The sequence below is a fragment of the Allopusillimonas soli genome (assembly GCF_004153445.1).
GTDB lineage: Bacteria > Pseudomonadota > Gammaproteobacteria > Burkholderiales > Burkholderiaceae_B > Allopusillimonas > Allopusillimonas soli.
In genome coordinates, this window is the sequence record NZ_SDQC01000009.1 from 70,826 (window position 1) to 94,973 (window position 24,148).

Below are 24,148 nucleotides of genomic sequence, written 5' to 3' on the forward strand. Positions count from 1 at the left end.
AGACGCATTCTTTATCGCATCAGACCATCAGATCGATAAGAAACGGGGCATCCTGTCTGAAGCTGGCTCTCATCAAGTCAGCCAATTCCTCCAGTGTGGCGGCGCGGGCGGCCTCTACGCCCATGCCGTTGGCCAGTTTCACCCAGTCGATCCCTGGATTGCCAAGATCCAGCATACTCATGGCTGTGGGGCCTGGCTTTGCGCCGACGTTCTTGTACTCGCCGATAAGAATGTTGTACTTGCTGTTGTTCAGGATGACTGTCGTGACGGGCAACCGCTCCCGCGCCTGCGTCCATAGCGCCTGCAGCGTGTACATTCCCGATCCGTCGGCCTGCAAATTGATGACGCGCCTTTCGCGGTTGGCGCCCAAGGCCGCGCCAGTCGCAACTGGTGGGCCATTGCCGATAGCCCCGCCCACCATGTGCAGCCAATCGTGCGGCGCGGCGGCATAGGTGTAGGGATAAAAACCGCGCCCATAAGATACGCTTTCATCAGCAATGATCGCGTTGTCGGGCATGAGTGCCGCCACGGTCAGAGCCAGGCTTTCGGGGGTAGCCGCACCTTTGCCGGGTTCGGGCCGGGCGCCTGCTTCGGGAAAGGCGGTGTCGGGCGCGCTCAACGCATCGGCCAGTGCCTGCAGCGCGGCCTCGACGTCCTGATCGGGACGCGCCAGCGTATAGAGTTGCGCGTTGGCAGGGTATTTGATGGAAGGCTTTCCGGGGTAGGCAAAAAAACCGACCGGCGGGGTCGTGCCGACCAGAATGATGTGTTCGAACCGTTTGAGCTTTTCTATGGACTGGTCGATGCCGTAGGGAATGCGCTCCAGCGGCAACCGCCCCTGGCCGCGAGCCACGCGTGCTGTCGTGTAGTCGGCCATGACATGGGCACCGGTTGCCTGTGCAATGCGCCAAGCCAGTTTCTGGGTGCTTGCAAGAACCTGCCGCCCCCCGACCAGCAACAGAACATTCTTCATATTGCGCAGGACGCGCGCCGCATTGAGGACGCTTGAGGGGTCGGCGGGTTGCGGAACAGGGACGGCGAGCGGTTCGGCCACGATGCCGCCTTCATCCCACGATGTATCGGATGGCAGTATCAGCGTGGCGACCTGCCCGGGCAGTGTGGAGGCAGACTGGACGGCAGCTGCGGCATCATGGCCAACCTCGTTCGCTTGCCTGCTGGTGCGCACCCATGCCGAGACGGTGTGAGCCAGAGCTTCGGTGTCGGCGGTAAGCGGCGCATCCAGCGGACGATGGTAGGTGGCCTGGTCACCCACAATATTGACCACGCCGCTTCGGGCGCGCCGTGCATTGTGAAGATTTCCCAGGCCATTGGACAGGCCGGGCCCACAGTGGAGCAGGGTACATGCCGGCTTGCCTGCCAGGCGATAATAGCCGTCGGCCATGCCGGTCACTATATTCTCCTGCAGTCCAAGCACGCAATGCATGCCCGGGGTTTGGTCCAGCGCCGCGACAAAATGCATTTCGCTTGTGCCCGGATTGGAGAAACACGTGTCAACACCCGCCTTAAGCAGCGTGCTGACCAGACTCTTCGCACCATTCATTGCAATGATATTCCTTGTTGTGAGATGTCCAGAACATGCAGCCGCTCAATCATACCCCGTTGATATCCTGCGTCTGTTCACAATGTGATACTGACAGCGGGCCGATTGCCTGCCCGGCTACATAAAGTGCCATAATCGAAAAACACCAACCTACAAAGAGGAGATGGCGCCCCGCCGCGGCGCCGAGACACGCATGACGACATACAAACGCCGAACACTTCTCCAGGCTCTGGGTGCGCTGGCTGCATGCGGAGGCCTGCTGGGCCTGCAGCCGGCCATGGCTGCCTCTTTTCCCGATCATCCCATTACGCTCATTGTGCCCTATCCTGCTGGCGGCTCGGCGGACCTTGCGGGCCGTACCGCAGCCAAGGCCTTGGAAGGCGTGCTCGGTCAGACTGTGGTTGTGGAGAATCGGGCGGGAGCGGGTGGAAATATCGGCATTGGCGCGCTGGCCAGATCCAAGGCTGATGGCTATACCATCGGCTTAAGCACCATCGGGCCATTCGGCATCAATCCGTTCCTGTACAAGGAGCTGCCGTTCGATCCCGATAAGGATTTCGAACCCATTGCCATGGTATTGACTACGCCCAATGTCATTGCCGTGCGTGCAGATTCCCCATATAAAACGTTGGCGGATCTTGTGAAAGAAGGCAAGTCGCGCGACAAGGATCACCTGCTTAGCTATGGCACGCCTGGGGTGGGCTCATCCTTGCACCTGACGGGTGTGCAGTTGGAGCAGGCAACCGGAATGGGGTTGCTGCACGTGCCGTTCAAGGGCGTTTCGGCTTCCATGCCGGCACTGATAGGTGGGCAGATAGATATTCTCATGGACAACCTACCCAGCACGCTGTCCCATGTGCAGTCGGCCGATCGCATTCGTGCACTGGCGGTAACCTCGGCCGATCGTGTGCCGGTGCTGCCCGACGTGCCCACTGTGGCGGAGTCGGGTTATCCGGATGTCAAGGTGACATCATGGTTTGCGCTCTATGCACCTGCTGGCACACCGGCCGATGTCATGAAAACGCTGGTCGATGCTTCACGCAAGGCCATGGTGTCACCCGAGCTGGAAAAGACTTTTACTTCCCAGGGCGGCAGCGTGGGCAATCTCTTTGGACAGGATCTTGCCGACTTCGGCAAGCAGGAAAGACAGCGCTGGGGTGCGCTCATCAAAGAGCGGCATATTTCCGTCAATAAATAACGAGCAGGCGGATTGCGCGTCCTGGCGGCCGATGCCTTCAACCCGCCGCTGGCGCGCGCCCCATGAGCGTCATGCCCCGCAGCGGCAGCTGGGATGCCGTCGCGGCGGCGGCGAGCAGCAGCGTGCCTGCGGCACCGAAGGAAATCAGGTGCGTGTGGAAAGTATCGTATGCCCAGCCGCCCAGCCATGAACTCAAGGTGCCGCCAATCTGATGTCCGACATAGGCCCAGCCGTACAGCACACCCACTAGTCGTACACCGTAGACATCGGCCATGATGGCCGAGGATATGGCCACGCTTCCGGCCCAGACAATGCCTCCAATGGCGGCAACCGTATATAGCTGCCAAGGCGACATGACTTCAACCAAGGCAAAAAACCCCAAGCCGCGCACGATATAGATGGCCATCAGGATATTGCGGCGTTCCACGATGTCGGAGAGCCTGCCCAAGGCAAGCGAACTGAAAATGGCAACAATGCCTATAAGCGCAATGCCGAAGGAACTGGTGCCCGCGTCGAAACCGTGGTCCATGAGCATGGGCATGCCGTGCGTACCCAACAGATTCATGCTGAAGCCGCAGGCGAACAGACCGAAGGTAAGCTGCCAAAAGGGCGTAGTGCGGATGGCTTCGCGCAGTTTCAGGCTGGGTGCGTTATTCACGATGGGGCGAACGCCTGGCTTGTTGGCCTGCACCAGCGCGCCTGCCAGAGTGTCCGCGTGTTCAGGTGCATCTTCGCGTATGACAAACAGCGCGGTTGGCACGCTGGCGATGGCAAACAATACGGCAAAGCCCAAAAGCGTTTCGCGCCAGCCGAAAGTCTGTATGCCCCAGGTGAAAACCGGCGTAAGGATGGCAATGCCCGCCATGGATCCGGCCGATAGACAGAACAGCGCCATGCCACGCTGACGTACGAACCAGCGGCTGATGACGGGTGTCACTGAAACGGGGCTGGTGAATGCCAGCCCGACGGAAAGCAGCGCGCCGAATGAGAGCATCAACGACAGTTCACTGCGCGCCACGACCGTCCATCCGACAGCGATCAGTACCAATACGGCTCCGGCCAGCAGCACTTTGCGGGTGCCCCAGGCGCTGACGAGATAGCCGGCCAGCGGCATGGCCAGGCCGTAGACCATCATGCCTACGGCGATGACGCTTGAAAGCTGGCTGCGCGTGAGGCCCAAATCGTTTGTCATGGGCAGGAAGAACGGGCCAATGCCCAGCCTCATTCCTATCGTCAGCAAAGTCAGGATGGTGGTGGCCGCCACGATGAACCAGCCGAAATAAATGCCGTTGGACGAAGACTGTCCTGTGTCTTGCCCGCCCGATGTGTTGCCGCCCATGTTGCTTCCCGACCCATTGAATGAACTAACTCATTAGCAGCATACATCGTTATGAGATTTGGTTCTTTAGATATGCAGGTCAATGGTACGATTCTTCAGCCCAATCAACCTGGATATGGAATATGGACTTGGCTATCGAAGTTCGGCCTGCAACGCGCGCAGATGCACAGCAGATTTACGCCTTCATTCATGAACTGGCCGAATACGAAAAAGCGGCTCATGAAGTCGTTGCCAGCGCGGATGATGTCGTGCGAACGCTTTTTGAGGGGCGAGGGCCCGCAAAGGCGCTTATCTGCGAGCGTGCCGGCCAGGCAATTGGCTTTGCGGTCTACTTTTTCAGCTACTCAACCTGGCTGGGCCGCAGCGGCATCTATCTGGAAGACCTCTACGTTACGCCGGCCGCCCGCGGGTGCGGCGCCGGCAAGATGCTGTTGCGCCACATTGCACGCATTGCCATGCAGGAGGGTTGCGGACGATTCGAATGGAGTGTGCTCGATTGGAACGAGCCCGCCATTCGCTTTTATCAGTCCCTGGGTGCCAAGCCACAGGACGAATGGATACGCTACCGCCTCGCGGGAGACGCGCTGCGTGATTTCGCCCAGGACAATGGCTAGGCTGCCTTGATGTCTGGACGTGCCGCCCACTGACGTATCTGGTCCAGCGTTGCTGTAGCGCCGCCGCAAACCACGACAAGTATTTCATCCACTTCGGCCAGTTGGGGAATCTGCTCGTAAACGGCCGCCAGACTGGCCCCGCAGGCGGGTTCGACCAGAATGCGGTGATCGTCCAGAAATCGTTCGCAGGCGTTCAGCGCCGCAATGTCCTCGACGACGACGCTGTGCACGGGGTGACTGCGCGCCAGATCGAAGGCTTCCTGGCAAACCTGCTTCGCACCCAGCGAGGTTGCCAGGCTGGTAATCGCGTCCAGTGTGATTCGATGTCCCGCGCGCAGCGACTGCGAGAGCGAATCGGCGCCGCGTGTTTCCATGGCTATGACTGGCACGTCGTGCCAGCCATTACGCCGCAGTCCCTGTACGACGCCCGCCAACAGCCCGCCGCCGCCAACCGATAACACCACGGCACCCGGCTTCATGCCTGCGGCGGCGACCTCGTCGACAAGCGAAGCATGTCCGGCCCAGAGCAGCGGGTCGTCGAAGGGGTGGAGAAAGGCCGCGTCGTCGCTCAGCATGGACTGGGCCAGCGCATTGGCTTCCTGCCACGATGCGCCATGTACGATGACTTCGGCGTTCTCGCGCGCAATCAACGCCTTGGCGCGTTCAGTGGTGGTCTGCGGCACTACGACCGTGACCGGAATGTTGAGACATCGGCCCGCGTAAGCCACGGCCATGCCGGCATTGCCGCCGGAGGACGAGATGAAGCGGCGCTTGCCTTGCCGCGCATATGCTTCGCAGGCAGTGCCAATGCCGCGTATCTTGAACGAACCCGATGGCTGAAGCGCATCGAGCTTCAGCCACACATTGCGTTGCACCAGCAGGCTGAGAGGACGGGACTCAATAAGCGGCGATTCGATATGCAGTTTCATGAGAGGAAGGGCTGGCAGGATGAGGAAGACGCATTGCCAAGGATTGTGGAACCGTGCCGCCGTTGCGTCAATACATTCATGATGGCTTGTTCGAATGCCGCGGATTCTGCCTTGCTGCCTGTACGTGGCGCAGGAAGTGAGGCAGCGACATATTCACCAGCCTGTGCGCCGTGGATGCCGCCATGACGATGCGTGACGACGTGGCGTCACCCTGCAGGCGCTTGAACACTACGCCGGGTGGCTTGGTTTGGCTGTAGATGCTGGGCACGATCGAGACGCCCAAACCTGCAGCCACCAATGCCAAGGTGGTACTGTTTTCCTGAACCTCCTGCACAATGGTGGGTGTGAAGCCTGCCTGGGCGGTAAGTGTGGTGATGTGTTCGAACAGTCCGCAGCCCGAAGCCTGCGGGAAAAGAATAAAGTCTTCGCGAGCCAGCTGTTCCAGCCTGATGCGCCGTGTGGCGCTTGCCAGCGGATGGTGCTGGGCGACGGCCAATACGAGCTCATCCCGCCAAAGATCTGTGGTTTCCAGGGTGGGTGGCGCCTTGAAACTGGATGACGGGCGCAGGAAGCCAACGTCTATGTCGCCGGAACTCAGCGCCTGCAGCTGTTCGCCCGTTGAGAGATGCCGCAAGGCCAGCTCGATGCGCGGATACCGGCCGCGAAAACCCTGCAGTATGTGTGGGAAGGCGTCAAACATGGGTACCGAAGCCGTAAAGGCTATGCGCAGCATGCCGGCTTGCCCGTCCTTTGTCCAGGCGCACAGTGCCCTGGCATGCGCATATTGCGCCAGGATTTCCGTTGCACGTTCCAGGAACAGGGCGCCCGCATGCGTGAGCTTCACGACGCGGCGCGTACGCTCGAACAATTGCACACCCAGATCCTCCTCAAGCAGCTTGATTTGCTGGCTGAGGGGCGGCTGGCTGATGTGCAGCTTCTTTGCGGCACCGCTGAAGCTCAATTCCTGGGCTACGGCAACAAAATAATTGAGCTGCCTGAAATCCATTACTTATCTCGATATCGAATAAATATGAGATTTTAATAGTATTGGACTGTATAAGTAAGCACAAAGACAATGATGGCTGCATCATCCTTAAATGAACCAGGAGACAGCACAATGACTTATTCCCCGTGGCGCATCGCGTCAAGACTGGCCGCCGTGGCCTGCATGGCGATAGCACTGCCTGCCTTCGCAGCCGGTCAGTATCCGGATCGCCCCATTACCATCGTGGTCCCCTATTCGCCCGGCGGCGGCGTGGACATCGTGACACGCCTGGTCACGAGCCACATGTCAGAAGCGCTTGGTCAACCCTTTGTCGTGGACAATCGCCCCGGCGCGGGCACCAACATCGGCATGAGTTATGCGGCGCATGCCAAGCCGGACGGCTATACGCTTTACACGGCATCCAACACGCTGGCCACCAATAAGGCGCTGTACTCCAAGCTGAATTTTGATCCTGCAACAGCCTTTGCGCCGGTGGGCAAGATCGGAGAGGCCCCCTTGGTGGTGGTGGTGAACGAAGATTCTCCCTTCAAGACCTTGAAGGATCTGGTTGATTATGGGCGCAAGCATCCCAAGGATCTTACGTTCGGCACGGCGGGGGTAGGAAGTTCCGGGCATATGGCCAGTGAGCTGCTGCTCCGGTCCGGCCATTTCAAGGCGCTGCACGTACCCTACAAGGGCGGTGCGCCAGCAATCACCGATCTGCTGGGCGGTCGCATTTCCTTCATGGCTATCAATCCGCTCGAGGTTATTTCCCATATCAAGGCCGGCAAGCTGCGGGCCCTGGCCGTGCTCAATACAGACGGCACGCCGCTTCTGCCCGATCTGCCGACTGCCAAGGCACAGGGCCTGGGGGACTTGGAGGCAACGGTCTGGTGGGGCATCGTCGCGCCAGCCGGTACGCCTGCCGCGGTTGTCCAGAAACTGAATGCATCTTTGGACGCCGCCTTGAAGAATGCCGACGTGCAGGCTCGCCTGGCGCAATTGGGCGCGAAAGAGCAACCAGGCACGCCGGCGCAGTTTCAGGCTTTCGTGAGCCGGGAAAGAGACAAGTTGACCCAGGTCATCAAGGAAGCGCATATCAAGGCCGACTGATTTGCGGGCGGACTGTGTGATTAAACTGGAAGTGGAATACGAGAACATGACACAAAGAAATGCGTTGGTTGTCAGCGCCCATTCTGCCGACTTCGTCTGGCGTGCGGGCGGCGCCATTGCCCTTTACGCGGAGCGTGGCTGGCATATCCATGTTCTGTGCCTGTCTTTTGGCGAACGGGGAGAATCGGCCAAGCTCTGGAAGCAGCCAGGCATGATATTGGGGCAGGTCAAGGCGGCGCGCAGAAGCGAGGCCGAGCAGGCCGCGGAAATACTCGGTGCGACGATTTCCTTCATGGATTGCGGCGATTATCCCTTGCGGGTGAGTGACGAGCGCCTGCTGGACATCACCGCACAATATCGCCGTCTCCAGCCCGAGTTCGTCCTGACGCATTCATTCCAGGATCCCTATAACTTCGATCATCCGCTTGCCAATCGTCTTGCTATGGAAGCCCGGGTCATAGCCCAGGCCCATGGCCATTTGCCGGGAGAGCAGGTGCTGGCCGCGCCACCGGTCTATTTGTTTGAACCGCACCAGCCGGAACAGTGCGAATGGAAGCCTCAACTGTTCCTGGATATATCATCTGTCTGGGACAAGAAGTATCGGGCTTTTCAGACCATGCAGGCCCAGGAACATCTCTGGGAATACTATACGCGTACAGGCTTGCAGCGCGGGGCACAGGCGGCTCGCAATTCAGGCAGGAAAATCAAATATGCGGAAGCCTACCAATGCGTCTACCCGCGGGTGACCGACGATTTCCTTTGAGATGCAATTGAAGCAAATGGGCGCAAATGGGAGCGAGCATGATCAACAGCCAGTACACCCGTATAGATAGTGCGACAGTCTCGCGCTGCGCCAAGATACCCGCGTCGATTCTGGCCGATGTCTCGGGCCGCCGTGGCGCGCTGGACGGGCGCATCCGCGCGCTTGCCCCCGATATGCGCCTGGGCGGTGCGGCATTCACGGTTGAAGTGCGGCCAGGCGACAACCTCATGATACATGCGGCCCTGGTTCTTGCGCAGCCTGGCGATATCCTCGTCATCGACGGCAAGAACGATACGGCTCATGCGCTCATGGGCGAACTCATGTGTGCGCACGCCGCCGCGGCGGGCATTGGCGGTGTTGTCATCGACGGTGCTGTGCGCGATGTGGATACACTGCGCAAAGGCGGCATACCGGTGTTTGCCTGCACGTTCAATCCCAATGGCCCGACGCGCACCCAGGGCGGGCGAATAGGCCACCCGATATCCGTGGGTGGCGTGAGCGTGGCACCGGGCGATCTGGTGGTGGGCGACGATGACGGCATTGTCGTGATACCCCGGCAGGACGCCGCCGGCCTGCTGGACGCGGCCGAGGAAAAGATCAGATCCGAACAGCGCCGCATGCAGGATATCGCCGAAGGCAGGCTGGTTTACGGCTGGCTTGAAGGCGCACTGAAGTCAGCCGGCGCACTGCCGGCCAACGCCAGTCTGCAGAGTCTGATCAGCCAGTTCCAGGCGAACCGCCTGGGTTGATTATTGCGCGGCGAGCCTTGCTGTGGCAGAGCCGCACATGCCCAGACCCTGGTTCGGTGTTAAAACTGGAGGCTTACCCAATTTCCGCGGACAAGGAGCGGCTTTCATGGACAAACAGATCAGGCAGGCATTCACGCCCACCGGTGTTTTGCGTGCATCAATCAACGTGGGCAATCCCATACTCGCTCATCGCAAGGAGGGCGGCGAACCGGGCGGGGTGTCCGTGGATATGGCGCGGGCGCTGGCGCAGGTCCTGGAGGCCGATCTGGAGTTTGTCGTATTCGACAGCGCGGGAAAATCGGTGGAGGCGGTAACGAATGAAGATGCGGACATTGGTTTTTTTGCCGTGGATCCGGTGCGCGGCGCGGGTATCAACTTCACCGCGCCTTATGTCCTGATCGAAGGAGCCTACCTGGTGGCGGAGGGCTCGCCGCTGCAAGACAATAGCGAGGTGGACAGGCAGGGTACGCGCGTAGCCGTGGGCAAGGGCAGTGCATATGATCTGTACCTGACCCGTGAACTTAAACATGCCGAGATAGTGCGGGCGCCAACGTCACCTGCCGTGGTCGATACCTATCTGGCCCAGGGCCTGGATGTTGCAGCAGGTGTCAAGCAGCAGCTTGAGGCCGACGCGGCGCGCGTGGGCGGGCAACGCCTCTTGCCGGGACGCTTCATGGTCATACAGCAGGCGATGGGAATGCCCAAGCCACGATCGGCTCAAGCAGCTGCCTTTCTCGCGCAGTTTGTGGAACAGCAGAAGACCAGCGGCTTCGTGGCTGATGCTTTGCGACGCCACGGCATACAAGGCGCGTCGGTCGCTCCCGCTGCCTGATCCGCGGCATCTCTTTCTGCGTGCTACGACGGGGCGGGCCTGCGTGCGGCCCCGCCGCCGACATTGCGGCTACCGGTAGGCGGCGGTGACGGTATTCAGGCCACTGTACCCATTGAAAATACGGAAAATTGCCTCTGTACCCATTCTCGCACACAACCTATCATAAGCGCACGGCAGCCATGGCGGCATGGCTGCCCCCACATCCGGCATTGGTTTCATGGATATCGTTCCGCTTTTCAGCTACCTGCTCGTCATGAGCATCACGCCCGGCCCCAACAACATCATGGTCACGGCATCCGGCGTCAATTTCGGGTTTCGGCGCACTATTCCGCACATGACAGGAATCTGTACCGGAAACGCCGTCCAGTTTCTGCTGTGTGTGCTGCTGCTATCGGGCGCAGCAGGCTGGTTGGCCGCCGTGCGCACGCCGCTTGCCGTGGTGGGCTGCGCCTATCTCATTTGGCTGTCCTGGAAGCTGGCCAGGGCCTCGGCTCCAGGCAGTGCGAGGGTGCTCAAGCCAGTCAGCTTCTTTGAAGCCATGTTGTTCCAATATGCCAACCCCAAGGCATGGGTCATGGTACTCAATACCATCATTTTGTTCCTGCCGATCCATGGGCGCTTGCCCGCGGCCATGCATATCGCGCTGCTAGGCATCGTTGCCGGGCTACCGTCGGTTGCGCTCTGGACGTGGGGCGGAGACACGCTGCGGCGCTGGCTGCACCGGCCTTGGGCGCTGCAGGCATTCAACCTCGCCATGGCCGGTTTGCTGGCCGCCACGGCCTTATGGCTGCTATTCGATGAATTGAGTGCCTGAACGCAGCGCCAGACGCGAAGCAATTGGCTATCATAAGGGTTGACGCCAGTCTGGGGATATCCGATGAGCAGCGCACGCATCATTCTGATTCGTCCTGAAAGAAAAACCATAGAGACGCTTGATGAGCCGCCTGAATCCATGCCGCAGGACGGATTCATCTGGATGGCCTGCGATCGCGATACATTCTCGCGTGAGCCCGATGTGGTCCAAGGGCTGCTGGCAAGATGGACCGGCGGGCGTCTGCTCGAACTGCATGTGTCCGATCTTCTCAACGCCAATTCGCCTTCGCAGTTCGACTTCACCTCTCGTTACGAGATGCTGGTATTTCGGCGCCTGGCCGACAATCAGTTCGAAACGGGAACAGATGCGGCGCCGGCCGCGAACGCGAAGAACGACCGTAGTGCCTCGAAATCCAATCCTCTGCCGGCGGCACGCAAGGCCCAGACCCTGCCTGTGGGTTTCGTCGTATTCGAGAAGGTGCTGTTGAGCGTTCATCCTCCAGGCTGCAGCGTGCTCGAGGCATACAGCCGAAGGCTGGACCAGCTGGCTTCACGTGAGCTGGAAGCGGCCGGTGCGGCACCGTCGGGCCCCACACGCTTGCCCGATGCGCCCGCGGAACTCATGCTGCGCATTGTGAGCCAGATGGTCGATGCCTACCTCGACCTTCGCAAAACCATGACGCGCCAGTTGGATCATTGGCAGCAGCGCCTGCTTCGCCCCAATATCTACTTCGACAATTGGGACGGATTATTGAAGGCCAGACAATCGCTGCATCATCTGTACGATATCTGCGAGGATCAACACAATGCCTTGGACAGATGGATGGATGTACTGGAGGACCTACCGGCGCCGGACACGCCTGATGCCCAGCACGAGCACGATCAACTGCTGGTACGCAGCCGGGATATCCTGGAACACATCGAGCGCGTTTCGCACCATGTACGCCAGTTGGAGCGCAGCGCGGAAACTGCGATACAGATTCACTTCAATATTCAGAACAATCGCACAAACGACGTCATGCGCATGCTGACGGCCATCACCGCAATCTTTCTGCCGCTCAACCTCATCGCGGGCATATTTGGTATGAACTTCCAGTTCACGCCGTGGCTGCACACCAAGTTGGGATTCTGGGGCACGCTGGCCGTCATGCTGCTGATCGCCATCACGCTTGTCGCATTTTTTGCACGCAAACGCTATTTGTCTTCAAGCAAATTGGATTGAACCGGCCGCGAATCAGCGTATTGCGGATTGGCCCGTTGTGGGCGGGTATGCTCGGGTGTTCCGGCGGATGGTTTAGCCGCCAGACGGGTATTCAGAAATTTCAATCAGATTCAGATCGGGATCGCGGAGATAAACCGAGCGTATCTTTCCTGTGGCGCCAGTGCGTGCCACCGGCCCCTCAATAATGGGCCAGTTGCTCTGCCGCAGATGCGCAATGACTTCGTCCAATGGTTCGACGGCGATGAAGCACAGATCCAGTGCGCCTGGCACCGGGAGATGGGCCTTGGGCTCGAACTCCCTGCCCCGTACGTGCAGATTGATTTTCTGGTTCCCGAAACGGAAGGCTTGGCGGCCGTTGCCGAATGTCTCCAGGCTCATGCCCATGACTCTCGTATAGAAATCAATGCAGGACTGCGGGTCTGTGGTCGTGAGAACGAGGTGATCAAGATGATCGATGTGCATTGTGTCTCCTTGTCTGGGACAAAGTGGCTGATTACCGCTGCTCGCAATGATCGGAGCAAATAGTGTAAAACAGGAGGGGCAGGGCACTCACGGCGGTGACGGCGCCCTGGTAACCAACTCTCTTTTCAGGAGTCATCACGCATGCTCTCGCTACGCCCGAACTGTGAATGCTGTGATCGCGACCTTCCACCTTCAAGCCCGGATGCGCGCATCTGTACCTTTGAATGCACGTTCTGCGTGAGCTGTGTCGAGGATGTCCTCGCCGGCACTTGCCCCAATTGTGGCGGCAACCTCGTTCCCAGGCCCATCAGGCCCGCGCGGCTGCTGCATAAATATCCCGCTTCCACGCAGCGGGTGGTCAAGGAGCACGGCTGCCTTGGCGCGGCTCCCGCGTCCCAAGCGTGACAGAAAACCACAGATTCAGGCATGCGAGGCAATATTAGGGTAAACCCTTGCAATCAGACTAGGGTTTACCCTATAATACCTATGTCGATCAACACAACGCATAGGTTCTGAACATGGCAAACATCAAACTGGCACTCGCAGGCAACGCCCCGGTCAGCTCGGTCGCCTCCAGGGCCGTACGCCGTCATTCGGCTGGCACGCGCGCCGCCTTGGCGGCCAAGGCCTTTCTCTCCGCTGTAAACAAGGCCGATCGCGCCTTGGCTGGCTACATGGCAGATCTGGCCAAGGCCCGCAGCCAGGGCGAGGCCTCCGCCAAGCATTAAAACCCCATTTGTGCGGGCTGCAGGCGCTGCCCGCAACGCCCCGGGTCTGTGAATGGACATTCGGGCTGAATCCCCAAGATGGGTTCAGCCGGATGCCTGCCACAGACTCGGGGCGTTTTATATGTAGAGGTTGGGTTCGCCCCAGTCAGGGCAATATGCCCGCTTGACCAGGCAGATGGGCTGAAACCAAGGCGTCGGTCGCCGCCGCTGCGATCTGACCAAAAGGTCCGCCACCGCCAGCCGGCAACTCGGCAATTCGCGCGACAACACCCCAGATGCCTTTGCTGCGCGATAACACCTCATAAGACTGTATCTGCCCCGCGCTGCGCGCCACGACATAGAGGGTGTCGCCAACAAAGCGCAGGGAGGGCAGGGACGCTGCGTGATCGGCCAGCTTGTTGGCCTTGCCGTCCTCAAGCAGCCACAACCCGCCGGCGGGCTGCTCCAGCAAAGCCACCGTTTCGTCGCCCATGGCATTCAGTGCTAGGGCGGGCTTGCCGACATAAGCCAACCCCATGTCGGCAGCCGGCTGTGACCGTAATGTTTCGCCTGACTGTTCCGCACCCGCCGGGACGATCCAGGACGGAACACGCAAGAGGTGGTTATTGTCGCGTTTTCGCAAGTACAGGACGATCTGATTGCGTGCAGTGCGGATGACAGCCAGACCGCCGCTGCTGACTGGCGTATCCAGTGGTTGCCAGGACGACCAGCGATTGCTGCTTGCGGCATGCTGAAGCGTAAACCAGGCCTGTCCATTGCGGTCTATGGCGAAGGCAATAAGCCTGCCATTGGCCGCTGAAGCGATCACGGCATTGTCTCGCGCAAGGGGCAGGCGAGGCAGCGCTTGCCAGGGCGTCCAGCTTCCCCCAATGCCATCGGGCTCAGCCCAATAGTATTGGCCGTCGTTGCCCATGGCAACCGCCGCCAGGGGGGCGTGCGCCGTAATGGCCGGTATGCGGGAGAAACGCTTTCCGGCCAAGGCCTGCCAACCTTGCCATGCGTTGCCTTGATCCTGTTTGTTGGCCCAAAGACCGCCCAATGTATCGCGTGCGAACACGCCAGCGCTGCCATCCGGATAGGAAAATGACACCAGGGGCCCCGCCGTCCTGCCACCCAAGGTTTTCCATTTATGGTTTTGGCTGCTCCAGAAATTCACGGCGTCATTGTCTTCGCCGGTTGCAAGCAACATGAGGCCAGTGCGTTTGTCGATGAACAGCTCGGGCGCCACATTGCGGCGTGACACATAGTATGACCGTTGCACCCAGGAGGCCGCGGGACCCGCAGGCTCCTGGCAATTTTGCGGTCCCGAGCAATATCGATAGTCGTTCCAGGCATAACGCCGGAAAATCTCAGACTTGCTTGCAATTTCCGACACATTCAGGTTTGTCTGGCGCTCCTGGCTTGGATATGCCACGTACCCGGTTTCTGCGAAATTGCCTTGTGCCTGCTTCAGCGCATCGCGCACCAGGCGTGCGCTGGCGATATGGTCAGGATGGCCATGACCGGTACAGCGCCAGCAGAGTTGGGTATAAGGTATGTCTATCGTGTCGTCCAGGTGGCGGACGGTCGTGGGCTGGTAATCCTGGATAATGCTGGCAATCGTCGCCACGAGGTCCCGACGCGTGTACACCTCATGGTAGGAACCCAGGGTAGCAGCTGTTGCGCCTGGCACTGATTCGGCGCGACTCAATGGCGTCAGACTGCCCCAGCCCTTGCCCAGCCAGGGATCCTTCAGACGCATATGCAGCAATTGAATGCGCGGATTGCCTTGTAGCGTAAAGCGCGCCAGATGATAGGCGCCTACTCCCACGGTGCCTTCCGTCCAGGTGTCGGGCTGCCGGGCCATATAGGCGTAGGCAGCTCGCACGCCACGCTCACGGCCCAGCATGTACTTCTCGCCTTCACCACGCTCACTGGCTGTCAGATAAACGATCCGAACGCAGCCACCAGCCTGGATGTTTGAGGCAATATCCGGATTCATGAAGAGCAGGTCGTCATCAAGATGGGCCACGAACGCCAGATCCCGTATGCCATGGCACTCGGCCAAAGAAAAATCCGGTGGCGCGGCGCCGGCTGCATTGGTGATGCCCGGGGCCGTCCAGGTAAATGTGGCGAAAAGCGCCTGGCAAATTATTTGCAGTATGTATGCCGATGAACGGCGCATGATATATGGACTAAAGCTTTTATCCGGTGCGTGCTCGGGGGCCGTGGCGGGAGCTGCGCGATCCAGGGCACCGGCGACGCACATTTTGATTTTGTCGCGAAGCTGAGTATATCCATCTTTGGGCGGGTCCGGATTGACCCGATGGCGAGGGTTTATACCGAGAGCCTGCAGGGACAAGAGGCTTCTTTTTCTCTTCTTTCGCTGCGGCTTGGATCAAGCGGGGTTTCACTGCGCTGCCAAAAGTATGTGCCCGCATAATGTACAGATGGCAGTGTCGTGATGCGCATCACGGCGTTGGCGTCGCCATGTGTCCTCGCAGGGCACGAGGAAAAGAACAGGCTATGCAGGTTTGGCAACGCCTTCTTTCGTCATGCCCAAAGTGCGCTGGAGTGCCATCCATCCTTTGGGAGTGACAACGACAACGCGGGTCGAGTCGGATATTCGAAGCCAGCCCTGCTCGCACAAGGCGGCCATCAAGCGCGTTCCGAGAGGGCCTGCCAAGTGATGAGTGCGCTCCGTCCAATCCAGGCATTGCCGGGCCAGGCCGCGGCGGCTCGGCGCGATCATTTCGATGTCCACGCCAATGCCGCTCAGCCATTGCGCACCGGCGGCAGTCACGATGTATTGTTTGTCCTCTGCTGGGCGGATGTAGTCTCGGGCTTGCATGGCATGCGTCATGGTCACGCCCACTTTCCCTGCCAGGTGGTCGTAGCAGCGTCGGCAGAACGCAAGTTGCTTGTGCTGAGGACTGAACGCCCTAGGCCGCCCTTTGGCGATGGGCCCAATGGCTGCAAGGTGTTCCAGGGTCTGGGCGACGTGGCTGTCCGATAGCCGGTAATAGCGGTGCCGCCCCTGGGTCTCGACGGATATCAGACCGCCGTCGAGGAGCTTGGCGAGGTGCGCACTGGCAGTCTGCGCTGTCACGCCCGAGGCGCGGGCTAGCTCGCCCGCCGGCAGCGCGCGTCCGTCCGCCAGCTCCATGAGAATGGTAGCCCGGCTAGGATCGGCGATCAGAAAAGCGGTTTTTGAGACATTGGAAAAGGTGGACATGGCAATCTCCCTGTATGAAGACGATGCTAACTCGTCTTGCGCTTCCACGATTCGGCATGTGTCGAAGCATTGGGCCATATGCCTTTGATACGCTGCATTTCATGCAGCCGAAACCACCCATCCAACTTAATCATATTTTAACGATAGACTCCCCGGAGCCGAGGCGCCGGCGTATCCTTGCGCTGACGGCGCTTTGCCTGGCCGTGCTGGTGGCGCAGGTCGATACCGCTGTGGTGAATCTGGCGATGCGCAGCATCGGAGATGATCTTGGCGTGGGCATGCGTGCCCTGCAATGGGTGCTGGACAGCTACAACCTCGTCTATGCCGTGCTGCTGCTGACGGGTGGCCTGGTGGCTGATATTTACGGAAGGCGCCGCGTCTTCGTGATCGGAGCCGCTATTTTCACAGCGGCGTCGCTACTATGCGCGGTCGCGCCTTCTGCTGCGATCTTGGTCGGGGGGAGGGCGGTAGCCGGGTTGGGAGCGGCTTTGCTTGTACCCGCCTCGCTGGCCATCATTCGTGTGATCTGGTGCGATCCGATCGAGCGTGGCAGAGCCTTGGGCATATGGGCGGCATGCAATGGCGTGGCCATGGCGATCGGTCCGACGCTTGGTGGTGTGTTGATCGAACATTTCGGTTGGCGGAGCATTTTTCTCGTTGTCGTGCCGGTCAGTGCGGCGGCAGCCGTCATGGCAATCGCGTCCATTCCAGAATCTTCGGATCCGCAGGGACGGCACTTTGATGGCGCTGCGCAGCTATTTGGCGCTTTGGCTCTTGGCGGCCTGGTTCTGGCCGCCATTCAGTCGCATCGGATGCCCAGCATGGCCGTGGTCGCCTTGGCTGCCGCCGTTCTGGCACTGCTACTGTTTGTACGTGTGGAGGCGCATCGCGGATCGGCTGCGCTGGTGCCGTTGGATATCTTTCGTTCCCGGACTTTTCGCGGGGCGACGACGGCGACGGCCGGCATGACCTTCGGCATGTATGGCGTGCTGTTTCTACTGCCGCTCGCCTGGCAGGAAACCGGCCGATTCAGTGTTTTGGGGGCGGGCATTGCCTTGATGCCGATGGCCCTGGTGTTCGTTGTGGTTTCGCCGTTCTCCGGCAGGCTGGCTGAGCGCTATGGCACACGCATCGTTTCGGCCGGCGGCGTCGCCGTCATCGGCGCCGGACTTATACTCATCGGCGCTGAGGCGCATGAGCCGTCGATCGTCATGCAGGAGGCCGGCTTGGCGCTGACCGGCATCGGTATGGGTCTGGCCACAGGGCCATTGATGGGGTCGGCTGTGGGCGCCGTGACCGCTGCGCGATCAGGGACTGCCAGCGCTTTGATTAACGTGGCTCGCATGGCGGGAGCGGCTTTTGGCGTGGCGGCGCTAGGCGCCCTATTCGACATGGCACAGGGCGGTGATAGTGGTTTGAGCGTTGCCATGCTGATGGGTGGCGCTATGCAGTTGGGATGCGCCGCTTATGCTTGGCGCGCACTGTCCTGCTAGCGGCGCCGGCCTTGGCCTGCGACAGTGCGGCATTGCATTCGCCGAATTCCAGCAGAATGCGAGGTTGCAGGTAGGTATCCGTGTTTTCTACCTGGGGTAGCTGACCCGTGTTAATAGCACCATCAGTTGCGAGATGCTGATCGTCCTTGCTGATTGATTTGCCCAGCTGGACCTGGTGCGAGGATCCCGTGATTAGAAGACCTGTAAGGGCTTCTAATTGGAGCTTGTGTTCAATGAATCGCAGCTGGTTTGAAAAATAAAAAGGCCCGAACCGAAGTTTGAGCCTTTTTAAAATTCTTGGAGCGGGAAACGAGTCTCGAACTCGCGACCTCAACCTTGGCAAGGTTGCGCTCTACCAACTGAGCTATTCCCGCATTTTGCCGTGCGCTGATTGGCACGTTTTTTCCCGCTCATCGTAGTGTGCCAAGCAGGAAAGAACGGGATCATAGCAGTTTTTCCGTGGTTTGGGAAATCAAGGCTCTGTTGCCCATTGCTGGTAGCCCTGGGCGCGCAGGGTGCACGCGGGGCATTGGCCGCAGCCATAGCCCCAGGCATGCAGGGTGTCGCGACGGTTCAGATAGCAGGTGTGGGTTTCCGTGCGTATCAGATCCACCAGGGCCTTGCCTCCCAGTTGTTCCGCCAGTCGCCAGGTATCGGCCTTGTCCAGCCACATCAACGGGGTTTCCAGAGTCAGCGGGCGATCCACGCCCAGGCTCAGCGCCACTTGCAGGGCCTTGAGGGTATTGTCGCGACAGTCGGGATAGCCAGAGTAGTCGGTTTGCGACATGCCGCCCACAAGCACATTCAGCCCGCGCCGGTAGGCCAGCGCGGCCGCCAGCGTGAAAAAAAGCAGATTGCGGCCCGGCACAAAAGTGTTGGGCAGGCCATCGGCCTGCATCGCTATCGCCACCTCGTCGGTCATGGCTGAAGAGCCAAGTTGCGCCAGCGTATTTACATCCAGCAGATGGTTCTCGCCAAGATGGCACGCCCAATCGGTATGCAGTTCTGCAATTCGACGGCGCAATATAAGGCGGCATTCCAGTTCCGATCGATGGCGCTGGCCGTAATCGAAGCCTAGGGTTTCGACGTGGTTGAACTGTGTCAATGCCCAGGCAAGACAGGTGGTGGAGTCTTGGCCGCCGGAGAACAGAACCAGTGCGCGGCGGTGCTGCCGGGCCGCGGTCATGCGCCAGCCAACTGGGCGTCGCGCCGTTTCATGATCCGAATGATGGCATTCAGGGCAATACCGTACATGGGCACGAACAGCAGCAGGCTGACAGCCAGCTTGATGACGTAGTCAACCAGCGCTATCTCTGGCCAGTGCTCGGCCATGAAGGGGTTGTCGCTGCGCCAGAAGGCGATACTGAAGAAGGCAATGGTGTCCAGCGCCTGCCCGAATAGGGAAGATGCCGCCGGTGCTATCCACCACTGGATATGGTTGCGGCGCATACGATCGAATACCTGCACGTCCAGCAATTGGCCCAGCACATAGGCGGCGAAGCTGGCGAAGGCAATGCGGAACACAAAGCTGTTGAAATCGCTCAGGGCGCCAAAGCCGTTGAATCCTCCGTCGTGAAACAACACTGAGACGATATAGGAAGCGACCAGTGCCGGCACCATGGCCTTGGTGATCACAATACGCGCCGCCGGCTTGCCGATCAGTCGCACGGTGAGATCGGTGGCCAGAAAAATAAAGGGAAAGCTGAAGGCACCCCAGGTACTGTGAAAGCCCAACAGGTCGATGGGCAACTGGACCAGGTAGTTGCTGGAGATGATGACAAGTATGTGAAACGCCACCAGCAGGGCGAGGGAGGACGAAGTTCGCGACTGCAGAACGGAGGTTGGAGTCATGATGCGCCTTTTTGATGAATGGGGTTAGGGAACCCATTGAGAGAAATGCGAGCGGACATTGTACGCTGAACCGCAAATCGGGCGGTATCCGCTACCGGCCATGGATCATGGTAGAGACTGCGAAGTTATTCGGCGGCTCTTGCCGAGTCTAGGCATCGTTTCGCATCCACCCCGTCAAGCTCCAGCGGGGACGGGTGCAAGGCAGCACCGCATGGGGTATCAACGCGCTGCGAAATAACACCATGCGGCCAAAGTGGGGTTGTATGCGCTGTATTTCATGCGCTGCATCCTGTGGATCATAGAGTACGAGGTCGCCGCCGCCGCTCGCGTCCCAGCTGGGGTTCAGGTAAAGCGTCAGCGATATCTGCCGGAAAGCCTGCCCTCGATGCTGATCGAAGTGCTTCTGATAGCCGAAGCCCGCATCATAGCGTGCGAAATGGAACTCGGCGCGCTTCAGGCCCAGGAACAAATTGCGATTCAGGTACTGCTGCAGGGCATGCGCCCATTGGAGGAATGTACGGCAGGGGGGCGCGGCTTTGGACTCATCCAGCCACAGGATGGTGTCGCCACGTATGGACGGCCTGTGCACTGGCTGGCTCGTCGCTCCCACTTGGGCCGGGCGAAATTCCCCGCGCGCCCAGGCATCGACAGCTGCCTCGTGCAACTGGGAAACCAGAGGCTGGGGCAGGTGGCTGTCCAGCATGATCCAGCCTTGCTCGGCCAGGCCCTGCAGAATAATGTCGTTGTCATGCATGGAGAGTGCGCTCCGGGCGCACTGGCCGACAGATTGTGCAAGCGATCCCGGAAAGGGGCGAGTGCCGGCATCCTGCTGTCGTGGAAGGCAAATGGGAGAAGGATTTTACTGGCGGGGCTGCGGCCGGCGCCACTGGTTTTTGTTCTTTCGTTGCTGGAGCGCCGCAATGTTTAGCGCTGCCCGCCGCCCCGCATCCACTGCAGATAGGCGGAACGGGTCGTTGGGGAAACGGAGTCCAGCACTTTCTGATGATTGACTTGATGGCGCCGCATCAATCGCGCGTCGGCGACGATGCGCGATTTGCAGAACCAATGGCAGCTATGCTGCAGCAGGTACAGTTCTGCCGAGATGTGATAGGCGCGCTTTTTTGCATCCCACTGATTTTCGTTGTCCACCGCGTGCCGCAGGCCGGCCGCATGGATGTGCAGCAATGCGCGGAAGTCTCGCGTTATCGCGGGAAGAAAGCGTTCGGCATAAGGAATGCAAAACGCAAGTGCGCCCATGCTGGCAGCCTGGACGCTTTCCTTTTGCATGGCCTCGGCCAGCGTCCGTACTTGTGCGGCCACTGCGCGTTCGGCCTGGGCGAAGTTTTCCAGCACCTGGATCTGGCGCGCTTCAGCTTCCTCATGGATGGCGCGAACATAACCCTGCGTCAGCGTCTCCATGTGGCGCTCGAGCTGCAGGCTGGCCAGGTGACGTCCCAGCAGAGCAATGTGCGTGCGCTGATAATGCACGCGTAGCGCCTGCCATACTGCGAGGATCATCAACAGGATTAATGCGGTGTCCATTGCCACTGTTCCCATGCCGTGCAGCCGCGATTGCCGGCGCACAAAACAAATGGCCCAAACCAGGGTTTGGGCCATTTTTATATTCTGGAGCGGGAAACGAGGCTCGACCTAGTGCCTTAAGTGGTTGTTTCCCAATCACTTTCTCCGCTGGGATGGTCAGCGAAGGCCTTAATTGTAGCCCTATTTTTCGCCCTCGACGATAAAACTGTCCATCGACTTTCAAGGACATCCAACGGGCGTCTATCTATCGGCCGCCAGCCGCGGCTCATCCTTGACGATTGATTTCCCTCTCCAATGCGGACAAACGCTCGACAATGTGATCGAAAGTCATGGTCTTGCCGTAGAACATCTGGGCGCCCAGCATGGCCTGGTAGTCCTGCTGCAGCGTACGGAGCAGCGCGGCATCGGGAATCAGCCGCAGGCCACCCACCTGGCACAGTTCGTAGTGGCTGAACCCGCTGCGGTAGAAGGTCTCTTTGATGTGCAGCACATCGCGCAGCAGCTCGGTATCGGCTAGCGCCTTGCGCCCGACCTCGTGATCAGCCAGACGCGCCAGGTCGTACCAATGCCGGGACAGTCGCTCTGCGCCGACGCGCAGGTCGGGACGATGGCACTCGACATGGATCAGCGTGGCTTTTTCCCAGAATGTGCGCGTCGGCGACAGCACAGCCACCCGGGCACATGGGAACACCAGCTCTGGCACGTGCGCAGCCACATCCGGCATGATCGTCACGGAGTCCTGCGGCAGCGTGGCATTGCGTCCACCGAACTCGATTAGCACGCTCGGTCGCAGATAGGCGTCTGTGTTCTCTACCGCGCTCGGGTAATACAGCCAGAGCTTCTCCGCGTCGTCGCTGACCTCGATGGTGACTTCATGCGCGGGGAGCGCTTGCGCCAGCGCTTCTCGCAGGGCCGGCACCAGCTCCTCGAGGACGTGCTTCACCAAAGCCTCTTTGAGCGCATTGGACAGTTTTTTTCGCTGGTTGTTTGAAAGGCCCACGAGATCAGGGACATCGGTCCCCAGACTTCGATAGTCGACGGTAACGTCGATGTCCTCGGAAAAACGTTCGATGGCCTGATAGACCTTGGACAGCGATGTGCCGCCCTTGAAGGCCATCGGCTTGCGATTTGGTAGCGCGAACAGGGCGCCCAGCGCTTGGCACAGCCAAATGTCTTTTTCCAGAATTTCGGCGCGGCGGCCCAGCACCGGTGCTAGGCCATGCAACAGCTCGGCCTGCTCGGCCAGGGACAAATCGAAGTAGTGCTGCGTGGATTCAGGCATGGGCCAGTTCGCCTCGCTCGTAGCAGGTCAGGGCTTCCACCATCCAGGCCGGCATCGACGCCTTGGCTCTGCTCAGCGTCTCGAACTCGGCTGTAGACAGTTTCTTCGCGATCTGCTTGAACGTGTGTGGCGTGACCTGGCTTCGCCCCAGGTACCACAGGGCCGACAGTGCCTGTCCTGCGGGACGGCCGGCCAGCGCCAGCTTGCGCGGCGCCACGTGCTGCAGTCGGACGATCAGTTTGCCGAGCCGGATCTGGTGCGAGGAGCCTGTGGTCTGAAAAACTGCCTGCGCCGGCATCTGCGTGGACAGTCCCAGGCGCCGTGCGGCTTCTGCCCCATGAATCTCGATCGTCGCCCCTTCCGCCTCGGCCACAGTCCGCGCCACCTGCTCGGGCGCGGGCATCGATTTAATGCCAAACCGTTCGGTTTTGGGCACGAGATACAAGCCATGACCGATGCGCTCGATACTGCCCGCCTTGGCCAGCCGCATCAAGGTCTGATCGATGGCCGCGCGCGAACCTAGCCCCACAAACAATGCGGGGGTGAAGGGCTCGCCTGCGGGTTGCGAGGCGATGCGTTCACGGATGGCTTGGGATGTGCTCATGGCTGAATTGACCTTAATTGTTAGATATTTTAGTTAAAAATCTAACATCTGTCACCCACCTCGTTCAGGGGCAATACGGGCACCTGGTTCTTTACGCAACGTTCGTGTCAGATTTGGTCTATGACGAAAAGCTTGATCTTATCGACACTCCAGCTTGGGAACTTGATTCTGAACTACTCAGTCTGGCCGCATCAAAGCTGGACCTGGACGAGAGCAAGATTCCCGGCTTTTCACGTTTCAAAAACAAAGTGAAGTCTGAGGCCACGAAAATGGTCACGTATCTGAAGGAGCGTGCATTTCGTGCTGGTATCCCTTTGAGAGTCGAGCTGATGGATCTGGTCTTCGATTCCCACGACGAGTTAGGTCGGACTGCGGAAGCGCATAGCCTTGGCTTTGACCAAAACCGCCTTCATCCTGACATCTACATGAACGAACTGCTCACTGGCATGCGTGTGATTCATCAAGTACTGCCGGCGCTAATAAAAAAGCTTGGCATTGAAGACGAGTTTGAACTTGATACTTCCGAACTTCGACTCGGCTAGCTGTCAAAAGCCTGGAACACGAACGACTCAGATTTCGAGCCTCCTTAAGCTATGACTTAGGTCCTATGCTCGTCACAATCCCCGCTCAACTCCAGCAACTATCCGGTAGCCGACCCACCCGCATTCTTGTGCCTCAATTGGCGCCTCAAAAACGCTGGCTGTGGGTGGATTTCCGTGGTGCTCGCTGGAATGAAAAAAGGGCCTTTTGAACTGCACCCCAAAAGTTGGACACTGATCCAACCTTTGGGGTGTTTTTCATGACGAAGTACGATGAGCAATTCAAGCTGTCCGTAGTGCAAAGCTACGAGTCGG

25 protein-coding genes and 1 tRNA gene are annotated in these 24,148 nt (G+C 59.5%); 12 read left to right on the forward strand and 14 right to left on the reverse strand.

Features of this window, described 5'->3' with window-relative positions; genetic code table 11:
• Positions 1 to 19 precede the first annotated feature (19 nt).
• Complete coding sequence (locus tag ERD78_RS19315) at positions 20 to 1,561, reverse strand: acetolactate synthase large subunit (protein ID WP_129971534.1); 1,542 nt, start codon at positions 1,559 to 1,561, stop codon at positions 20 to 22.
• A gap of 193 nt (positions 1,562 to 1,754) precedes the next feature.
• Here ERD78_RS19315 and ERD78_RS19320 point away from each other — a divergent pair, with 193 nt between their 5' ends.
• Entirely contained in the window at positions 1,755 to 2,759 is a 1,005-nt protein-coding gene (locus tag ERD78_RS19320) for a Bug family tripartite tricarboxylate transporter substrate binding protein (RefSeq protein WP_129971535.1), read from the forward strand.
• A gap of 37 nt (positions 2,760 to 2,796) precedes the next feature.
• Here the strand turns inward: ERD78_RS19320 and ERD78_RS19325 are convergent, their stop codons facing one another.
• Positions 2,797 to 4,098 carry an MFS transporter gene (locus ERD78_RS19325; protein ID WP_129971536.1) on the reverse strand — a complete coding sequence of 434 codons (1,302 nt, stop codon included), beginning with the start codon at positions 4,096 to 4,098 and terminating at the stop codon, positions 2,797 to 2,799.
• Between the two features lie 122 nt (positions 4,099 to 4,220).
• On the opposite strand from ERD78_RS19325, the gene ERD78_RS19330 reads away from it, so the two are divergent.
• Entirely contained in the window at positions 4,221 to 4,712 is a 492-nt protein-coding gene (locus tag ERD78_RS19330) for a GNAT family N-acetyltransferase (RefSeq protein WP_371734641.1), read from the forward strand.
• Here ERD78_RS19330 and ERD78_RS19335 read toward each other — a convergent pair.
• Positions 4,709 to 5,641 (reverse strand): pyridoxal-phosphate dependent enzyme, encoded by a 933-nt coding sequence (locus tag ERD78_RS19335; protein WP_129971537.1) that lies wholly within the window; start codon positions 5,639 to 5,641, stop codon positions 4,709 to 4,711. The two genes, ERD78_RS19330 and ERD78_RS19335, sit on opposite strands and share 4 nt — an antisense overlap.
• A gap of 76 nt (positions 5,642 to 5,717) precedes the next feature.
• On the reverse strand, positions 5,718 to 6,647 hold the full coding sequence (locus ERD78_RS19340) for a LysR family transcriptional regulator (RefSeq protein WP_129971538.1): 930 nt from the start codon (positions 6,645 to 6,647) through the stop codon (positions 5,718 to 5,720).
• Positions 6,648 to 6,758: 111 nt separating this feature from the next.
• Between ERD78_RS19340 and ERD78_RS19345 the strand changes: the two genes are divergently transcribed.
• From ERD78_RS19345 to ERD78_RS19370, 6 genes are all read left to right on the forward strand, one after another.
• Positions 6,759 to 7,739: a Bug family tripartite tricarboxylate transporter substrate binding protein gene (locus tag ERD78_RS19345; RefSeq protein ID WP_129971539.1), complete on the forward strand. Its 981-nt coding sequence runs from the start codon at positions 6,759 to 6,761 to the stop codon at positions 7,737 to 7,739.
• A 46-nt stretch (positions 7,740 to 7,785) separates the two neighbouring features.
• Positions 7,786 to 8,502 carry a PIG-L deacetylase family protein gene (locus ERD78_RS19350; RefSeq protein WP_129971540.1) on the forward strand — a complete coding sequence of 239 codons (717 nt, stop codon included), beginning with the start codon at positions 7,786 to 7,788 and terminating at the stop codon, positions 8,500 to 8,502.
• A 38-nt stretch (positions 8,503 to 8,540) separates the two neighbouring features.
• Positions 8,541 to 9,251: an RraA family protein gene (locus ERD78_RS19355; protein WP_245152545.1), complete on the forward strand. Its 711-nt coding sequence runs from the start codon at positions 8,541 to 8,543 to the stop codon at positions 9,249 to 9,251.
• 106 nt (positions 9,252 to 9,357) lie between these two features.
• The gene (locus ERD78_RS19360) at positions 9,358 to 10,083 is read left to right on the forward strand and encodes an ABC transporter substrate-binding protein (protein WP_129971542.1); all 726 of its coding nucleotides are present in this window, start codon (positions 9,358 to 9,360) and stop codon (positions 10,081 to 10,083) included.
• A 187-nt stretch (positions 10,084 to 10,270) separates the two neighbouring features.
• Positions 10,271 to 10,897 (forward strand): LysE family translocator, encoded by a 627-nt coding sequence (locus tag ERD78_RS19365; protein WP_209020041.1) that lies wholly within the window; start codon positions 10,271 to 10,273, stop codon positions 10,895 to 10,897.
• Between the two features lie 63 nt (positions 10,898 to 10,960).
• On the forward strand, positions 10,961 to 12,118 hold the full coding sequence (locus tag ERD78_RS19370) for a magnesium transporter CorA family protein (RefSeq protein ID WP_129971543.1): 1,158 nt from the start codon (positions 10,961 to 10,963) through the stop codon (positions 12,116 to 12,118).
• A gap of 72 nt (positions 12,119 to 12,190) precedes the next feature.
• Here the strand turns inward: ERD78_RS19370 and ERD78_RS19375 are convergent, their stop codons facing one another.
• Positions 12,191 to 12,580, reverse strand: a complete 390-nt coding sequence (locus tag ERD78_RS19375; protein WP_129971544.1) for a VOC family protein — start codon at positions 12,578 to 12,580, stop codon at positions 12,191 to 12,193.
• A gap of 141 nt (positions 12,581 to 12,721) precedes the next feature.
• Here ERD78_RS19375 and ERD78_RS19380 point away from each other — a divergent pair, with 141 nt between their 5' ends.
• Positions 12,722 to 12,985 carry a DUF1272 domain-containing protein gene (locus ERD78_RS19380; RefSeq protein WP_129971545.1) on the forward strand — a complete coding sequence of 88 codons (264 nt, stop codon included), beginning with the start codon at positions 12,722 to 12,724 and terminating at the stop codon, positions 12,983 to 12,985.
• 113 nt (positions 12,986 to 13,098) lie between these two features.
• A complete protein-coding gene (locus ERD78_RS19385; RefSeq protein WP_129971546.1) occupies positions 13,099 to 13,308 on the forward strand; it encodes a hypothetical protein in 210 nt (69 codons plus the stop codon).
• Between the two features lie 145 nt (positions 13,309 to 13,453).
• On the opposite strand, the gene ERD78_RS19390 is transcribed toward ERD78_RS19385, so the two are convergent.
• Together ERD78_RS19390 and ERD78_RS19395 are read right to left on the reverse strand one after the other, a co-directional pair.
• A complete protein-coding gene (locus ERD78_RS19390) occupies positions 13,454 to 15,472 on the reverse strand; it encodes a DUF8189 domain-containing protein (protein ID WP_129971547.1) in 2,019 nt (672 codons plus the stop codon).
• A 339-nt stretch (positions 15,473 to 15,811) separates the two neighbouring features.
• On the reverse strand, positions 15,812 to 16,522 hold the full coding sequence (locus tag ERD78_RS19395; protein WP_129971548.1) for an ArsR/SmtB family transcription factor: 711 nt from the start codon (positions 16,520 to 16,522) through the stop codon (positions 15,812 to 15,814).
• 101 nt (positions 16,523 to 16,623) lie between these two features.
• On the opposite strand from ERD78_RS19395, the gene ERD78_RS19400 reads away from it, so the two are divergent.
• Positions 16,624 to 18,015, forward strand: a complete 1,392-nt coding sequence (locus tag ERD78_RS19400; protein WP_129971549.1) for an MFS transporter — start codon at positions 16,624 to 16,626, stop codon at positions 18,013 to 18,015.
• 298 nt (positions 18,016 to 18,313) lie between these two features.
• Here ERD78_RS19400 and ERD78_RS19405 read toward each other — a convergent pair.
• The 7 genes from ERD78_RS19405 to ERD78_RS19435 all read right to left on the reverse strand — a co-directional run bounded on the left by ERD78_RS19405 (position 18,314) and on the right by ERD78_RS19435 (position 23,294).
• Positions 18,314 to 18,389: transfer RNA gene (locus tag ERD78_RS19405), tRNA-Gly, on the reverse strand.
• Between the two features lie 98 nt (positions 18,390 to 18,487).
• Positions 18,488 to 19,201 (reverse strand): 7-cyano-7-deazaguanine synthase QueC, encoded by a 714-nt coding sequence (gene queC, locus ERD78_RS19410; RefSeq protein WP_129971550.1) that lies wholly within the window; start codon positions 19,199 to 19,201, stop codon positions 18,488 to 18,490.
• Positions 19,198 to 19,866: a 7-cyano-7-deazaguanine/7-aminomethyl-7-deazaguanine transporter gene (locus ERD78_RS19415; RefSeq protein WP_129971551.1), complete on the reverse strand. Its 669-nt coding sequence runs from the start codon at positions 19,864 to 19,866 to the stop codon at positions 19,198 to 19,200. Before ERD78_RS19415 ends, queC begins: the two co-directional genes overlap by 4 nt.
• 148 nt (positions 19,867 to 20,014) lie before the next feature.
• Positions 20,015 to 20,620: a 2OG-Fe(II) oxygenase gene (locus tag ERD78_RS19420; protein ID WP_129971552.1), complete on the reverse strand. Its 606-nt coding sequence runs from the start codon at positions 20,618 to 20,620 to the stop codon at positions 20,015 to 20,017.
• Between the two features lie 170 nt (positions 20,621 to 20,790).
• Positions 20,791 to 21,408, reverse strand: a complete 618-nt coding sequence (locus ERD78_RS19425; protein ID WP_129971553.1) for a hypothetical protein — start codon at positions 21,406 to 21,408, stop codon at positions 20,791 to 20,793.
• Positions 21,409 to 21,673: 265 nt separating this feature from the next.
• Complete coding sequence (locus ERD78_RS19430) at positions 21,674 to 22,690, reverse strand: nucleotidyl transferase AbiEii/AbiGii toxin family protein (RefSeq protein WP_129971554.1); 1,017 nt, start codon at positions 22,688 to 22,690, stop codon at positions 21,674 to 21,676.
• On the reverse strand, positions 22,683 to 23,294 hold the full coding sequence (locus ERD78_RS19435) for a DUF6088 family protein (RefSeq protein WP_129971555.1): 612 nt from the start codon (positions 23,292 to 23,294) through the stop codon (positions 22,683 to 22,685). The genes ERD78_RS19430 and ERD78_RS19435 overlap by 8 nt, the downstream gene beginning before the upstream one ends.
• Before the next feature lie 104 nt (positions 23,295 to 23,398).
• On the opposite strand from ERD78_RS19435, the gene ERD78_RS19440 reads away from it, so the two are divergent.
• Positions 23,399 to 23,836, forward strand: a complete 438-nt coding sequence (locus ERD78_RS19440; RefSeq protein ID WP_129971556.1) for a hypothetical protein — start codon at positions 23,399 to 23,401, stop codon at positions 23,834 to 23,836.
• Positions 23,837 to 24,148 lie beyond the last annotated feature (312 nt).

Excerpts from the sequence above, each read along its gene's own strand:
- ERD78_RS19315 (WP_129971534.1), bottom strand. The coding sequence starts at position 1,561 with ATGAATGGTGCGAAGAGTCTGGTCAGCACGCTGCTTAAGGCGGGTGTT.
- ERD78_RS19320 (WP_129971535.1), top strand. The coding sequence starts at position 1,755 with ATGACGACATACAAACGCCGAACACTTCTCCAGGCTCTGGGTGCGCTG.
- ERD78_RS19325 (WP_129971536.1), bottom strand. The coding sequence starts at position 4,098 with ATGGGCGGCAACACATCGGGCGGGCAAGACACAGGACAGTCTTCGTCC.
- ERD78_RS19330 (WP_371734641.1), top strand. The coding sequence starts at position 4,221 with ATGGACTTGGCTATCGAAGTTCGGCCTGCAACGCGCGCAGATGCACAG.
- ERD78_RS19335 (WP_129971537.1), bottom strand. The coding sequence starts at position 5,641 with ATGAAACTGCATATCGAATCGCCGCTTATTGAGTCCCGTCCTCTCAGC.
- ERD78_RS19340 (WP_129971538.1), bottom strand. The coding sequence starts at position 6,647 with ATGGATTTCAGGCAGCTCAATTATTTTGTTGCCGTAGCCCAGGAATTG.
- ERD78_RS19345 (WP_129971539.1), top strand. The coding sequence starts at position 6,759 with ATGACTTATTCCCCGTGGCGCATCGCGTCAAGACTGGCCGCCGTGGCC.
- ERD78_RS19350 (WP_129971540.1), top strand. The coding sequence starts at position 7,786 with ATGACACAAAGAAATGCGTTGGTTGTCAGCGCCCATTCTGCCGACTTC.
- ERD78_RS19355 (WP_245152545.1), top strand. The coding sequence starts at position 8,541 with ATGATCAACAGCCAGTACACCCGTATAGATAGTGCGACAGTCTCGCGC.
- ERD78_RS19360 (WP_129971542.1), top strand. The coding sequence starts at position 9,358 with ATGGACAAACAGATCAGGCAGGCATTCACGCCCACCGGTGTTTTGCGT.
- ERD78_RS19365 (WP_209020041.1), top strand. The coding sequence starts at position 10,271 with ATGGCTGCCCCCACATCCGGCATTGGTTTCATGGATATCGTTCCGCTT.
- ERD78_RS19370 (WP_129971543.1), top strand. The coding sequence starts at position 10,961 with ATGAGCAGCGCACGCATCATTCTGATTCGTCCTGAAAGAAAAACCATA.
- ERD78_RS19375 (WP_129971544.1), bottom strand. The coding sequence starts at position 12,580 with ATGCACATCGATCATCTTGATCACCTCGTTCTCACGACCACAGACCCG.
- ERD78_RS19380 (WP_129971545.1), top strand. The coding sequence starts at position 12,722 with ATGCTCTCGCTACGCCCGAACTGTGAATGCTGTGATCGCGACCTTCCA.
- ERD78_RS19385 (WP_129971546.1), top strand. The coding sequence starts at position 13,099 with ATGGCAAACATCAAACTGGCACTCGCAGGCAACGCCCCGGTCAGCTCG.
- ERD78_RS19390 (WP_129971547.1), bottom strand. The coding sequence starts at position 15,472 with ATGCGCCGTTCATCGGCATACATACTGCAAATAATTTGCCAGGCGCTT.
- ERD78_RS19395 (WP_129971548.1), bottom strand. The coding sequence starts at position 16,522 with ATGTCCACCTTTTCCAATGTCTCAAAAACCGCTTTTCTGATCGCCGAT.
- ERD78_RS19400 (WP_129971549.1), top strand. The coding sequence starts at position 16,624 with ATGCAGCCGAAACCACCCATCCAACTTAATCATATTTTAACGATAGAC.
- queC (WP_129971550.1), bottom strand. The coding sequence starts at position 19,201 with ATGACCGCGGCCCGGCAGCACCGCCGCGCACTGGTTCTGTTCTCCGGC.
- ERD78_RS19415 (WP_129971551.1), bottom strand. The coding sequence starts at position 19,866 with ATGACTCCAACCTCCGTTCTGCAGTCGCGAACTTCGTCCTCCCTCGCC.
- ERD78_RS19420 (WP_129971552.1), bottom strand. The coding sequence starts at position 20,620 with ATGCATGACAACGACATTATTCTGCAGGGCCTGGCCGAGCAAGGCTGG.
- ERD78_RS19425 (WP_129971553.1), bottom strand. The coding sequence starts at position 21,408 with ATGGACACCGCATTAATCCTGTTGATGATCCTCGCAGTATGGCAGGCG.
- ERD78_RS19430 (WP_129971554.1), bottom strand. The coding sequence starts at position 22,690 with ATGCCTGAATCCACGCAGCACTACTTCGATTTGTCCCTGGCCGAGCAG.
- ERD78_RS19435 (WP_129971555.1), bottom strand. The coding sequence starts at position 23,294 with ATGAGCACATCCCAAGCCATCCGTGAACGCATCGCCTCGCAACCCGCA.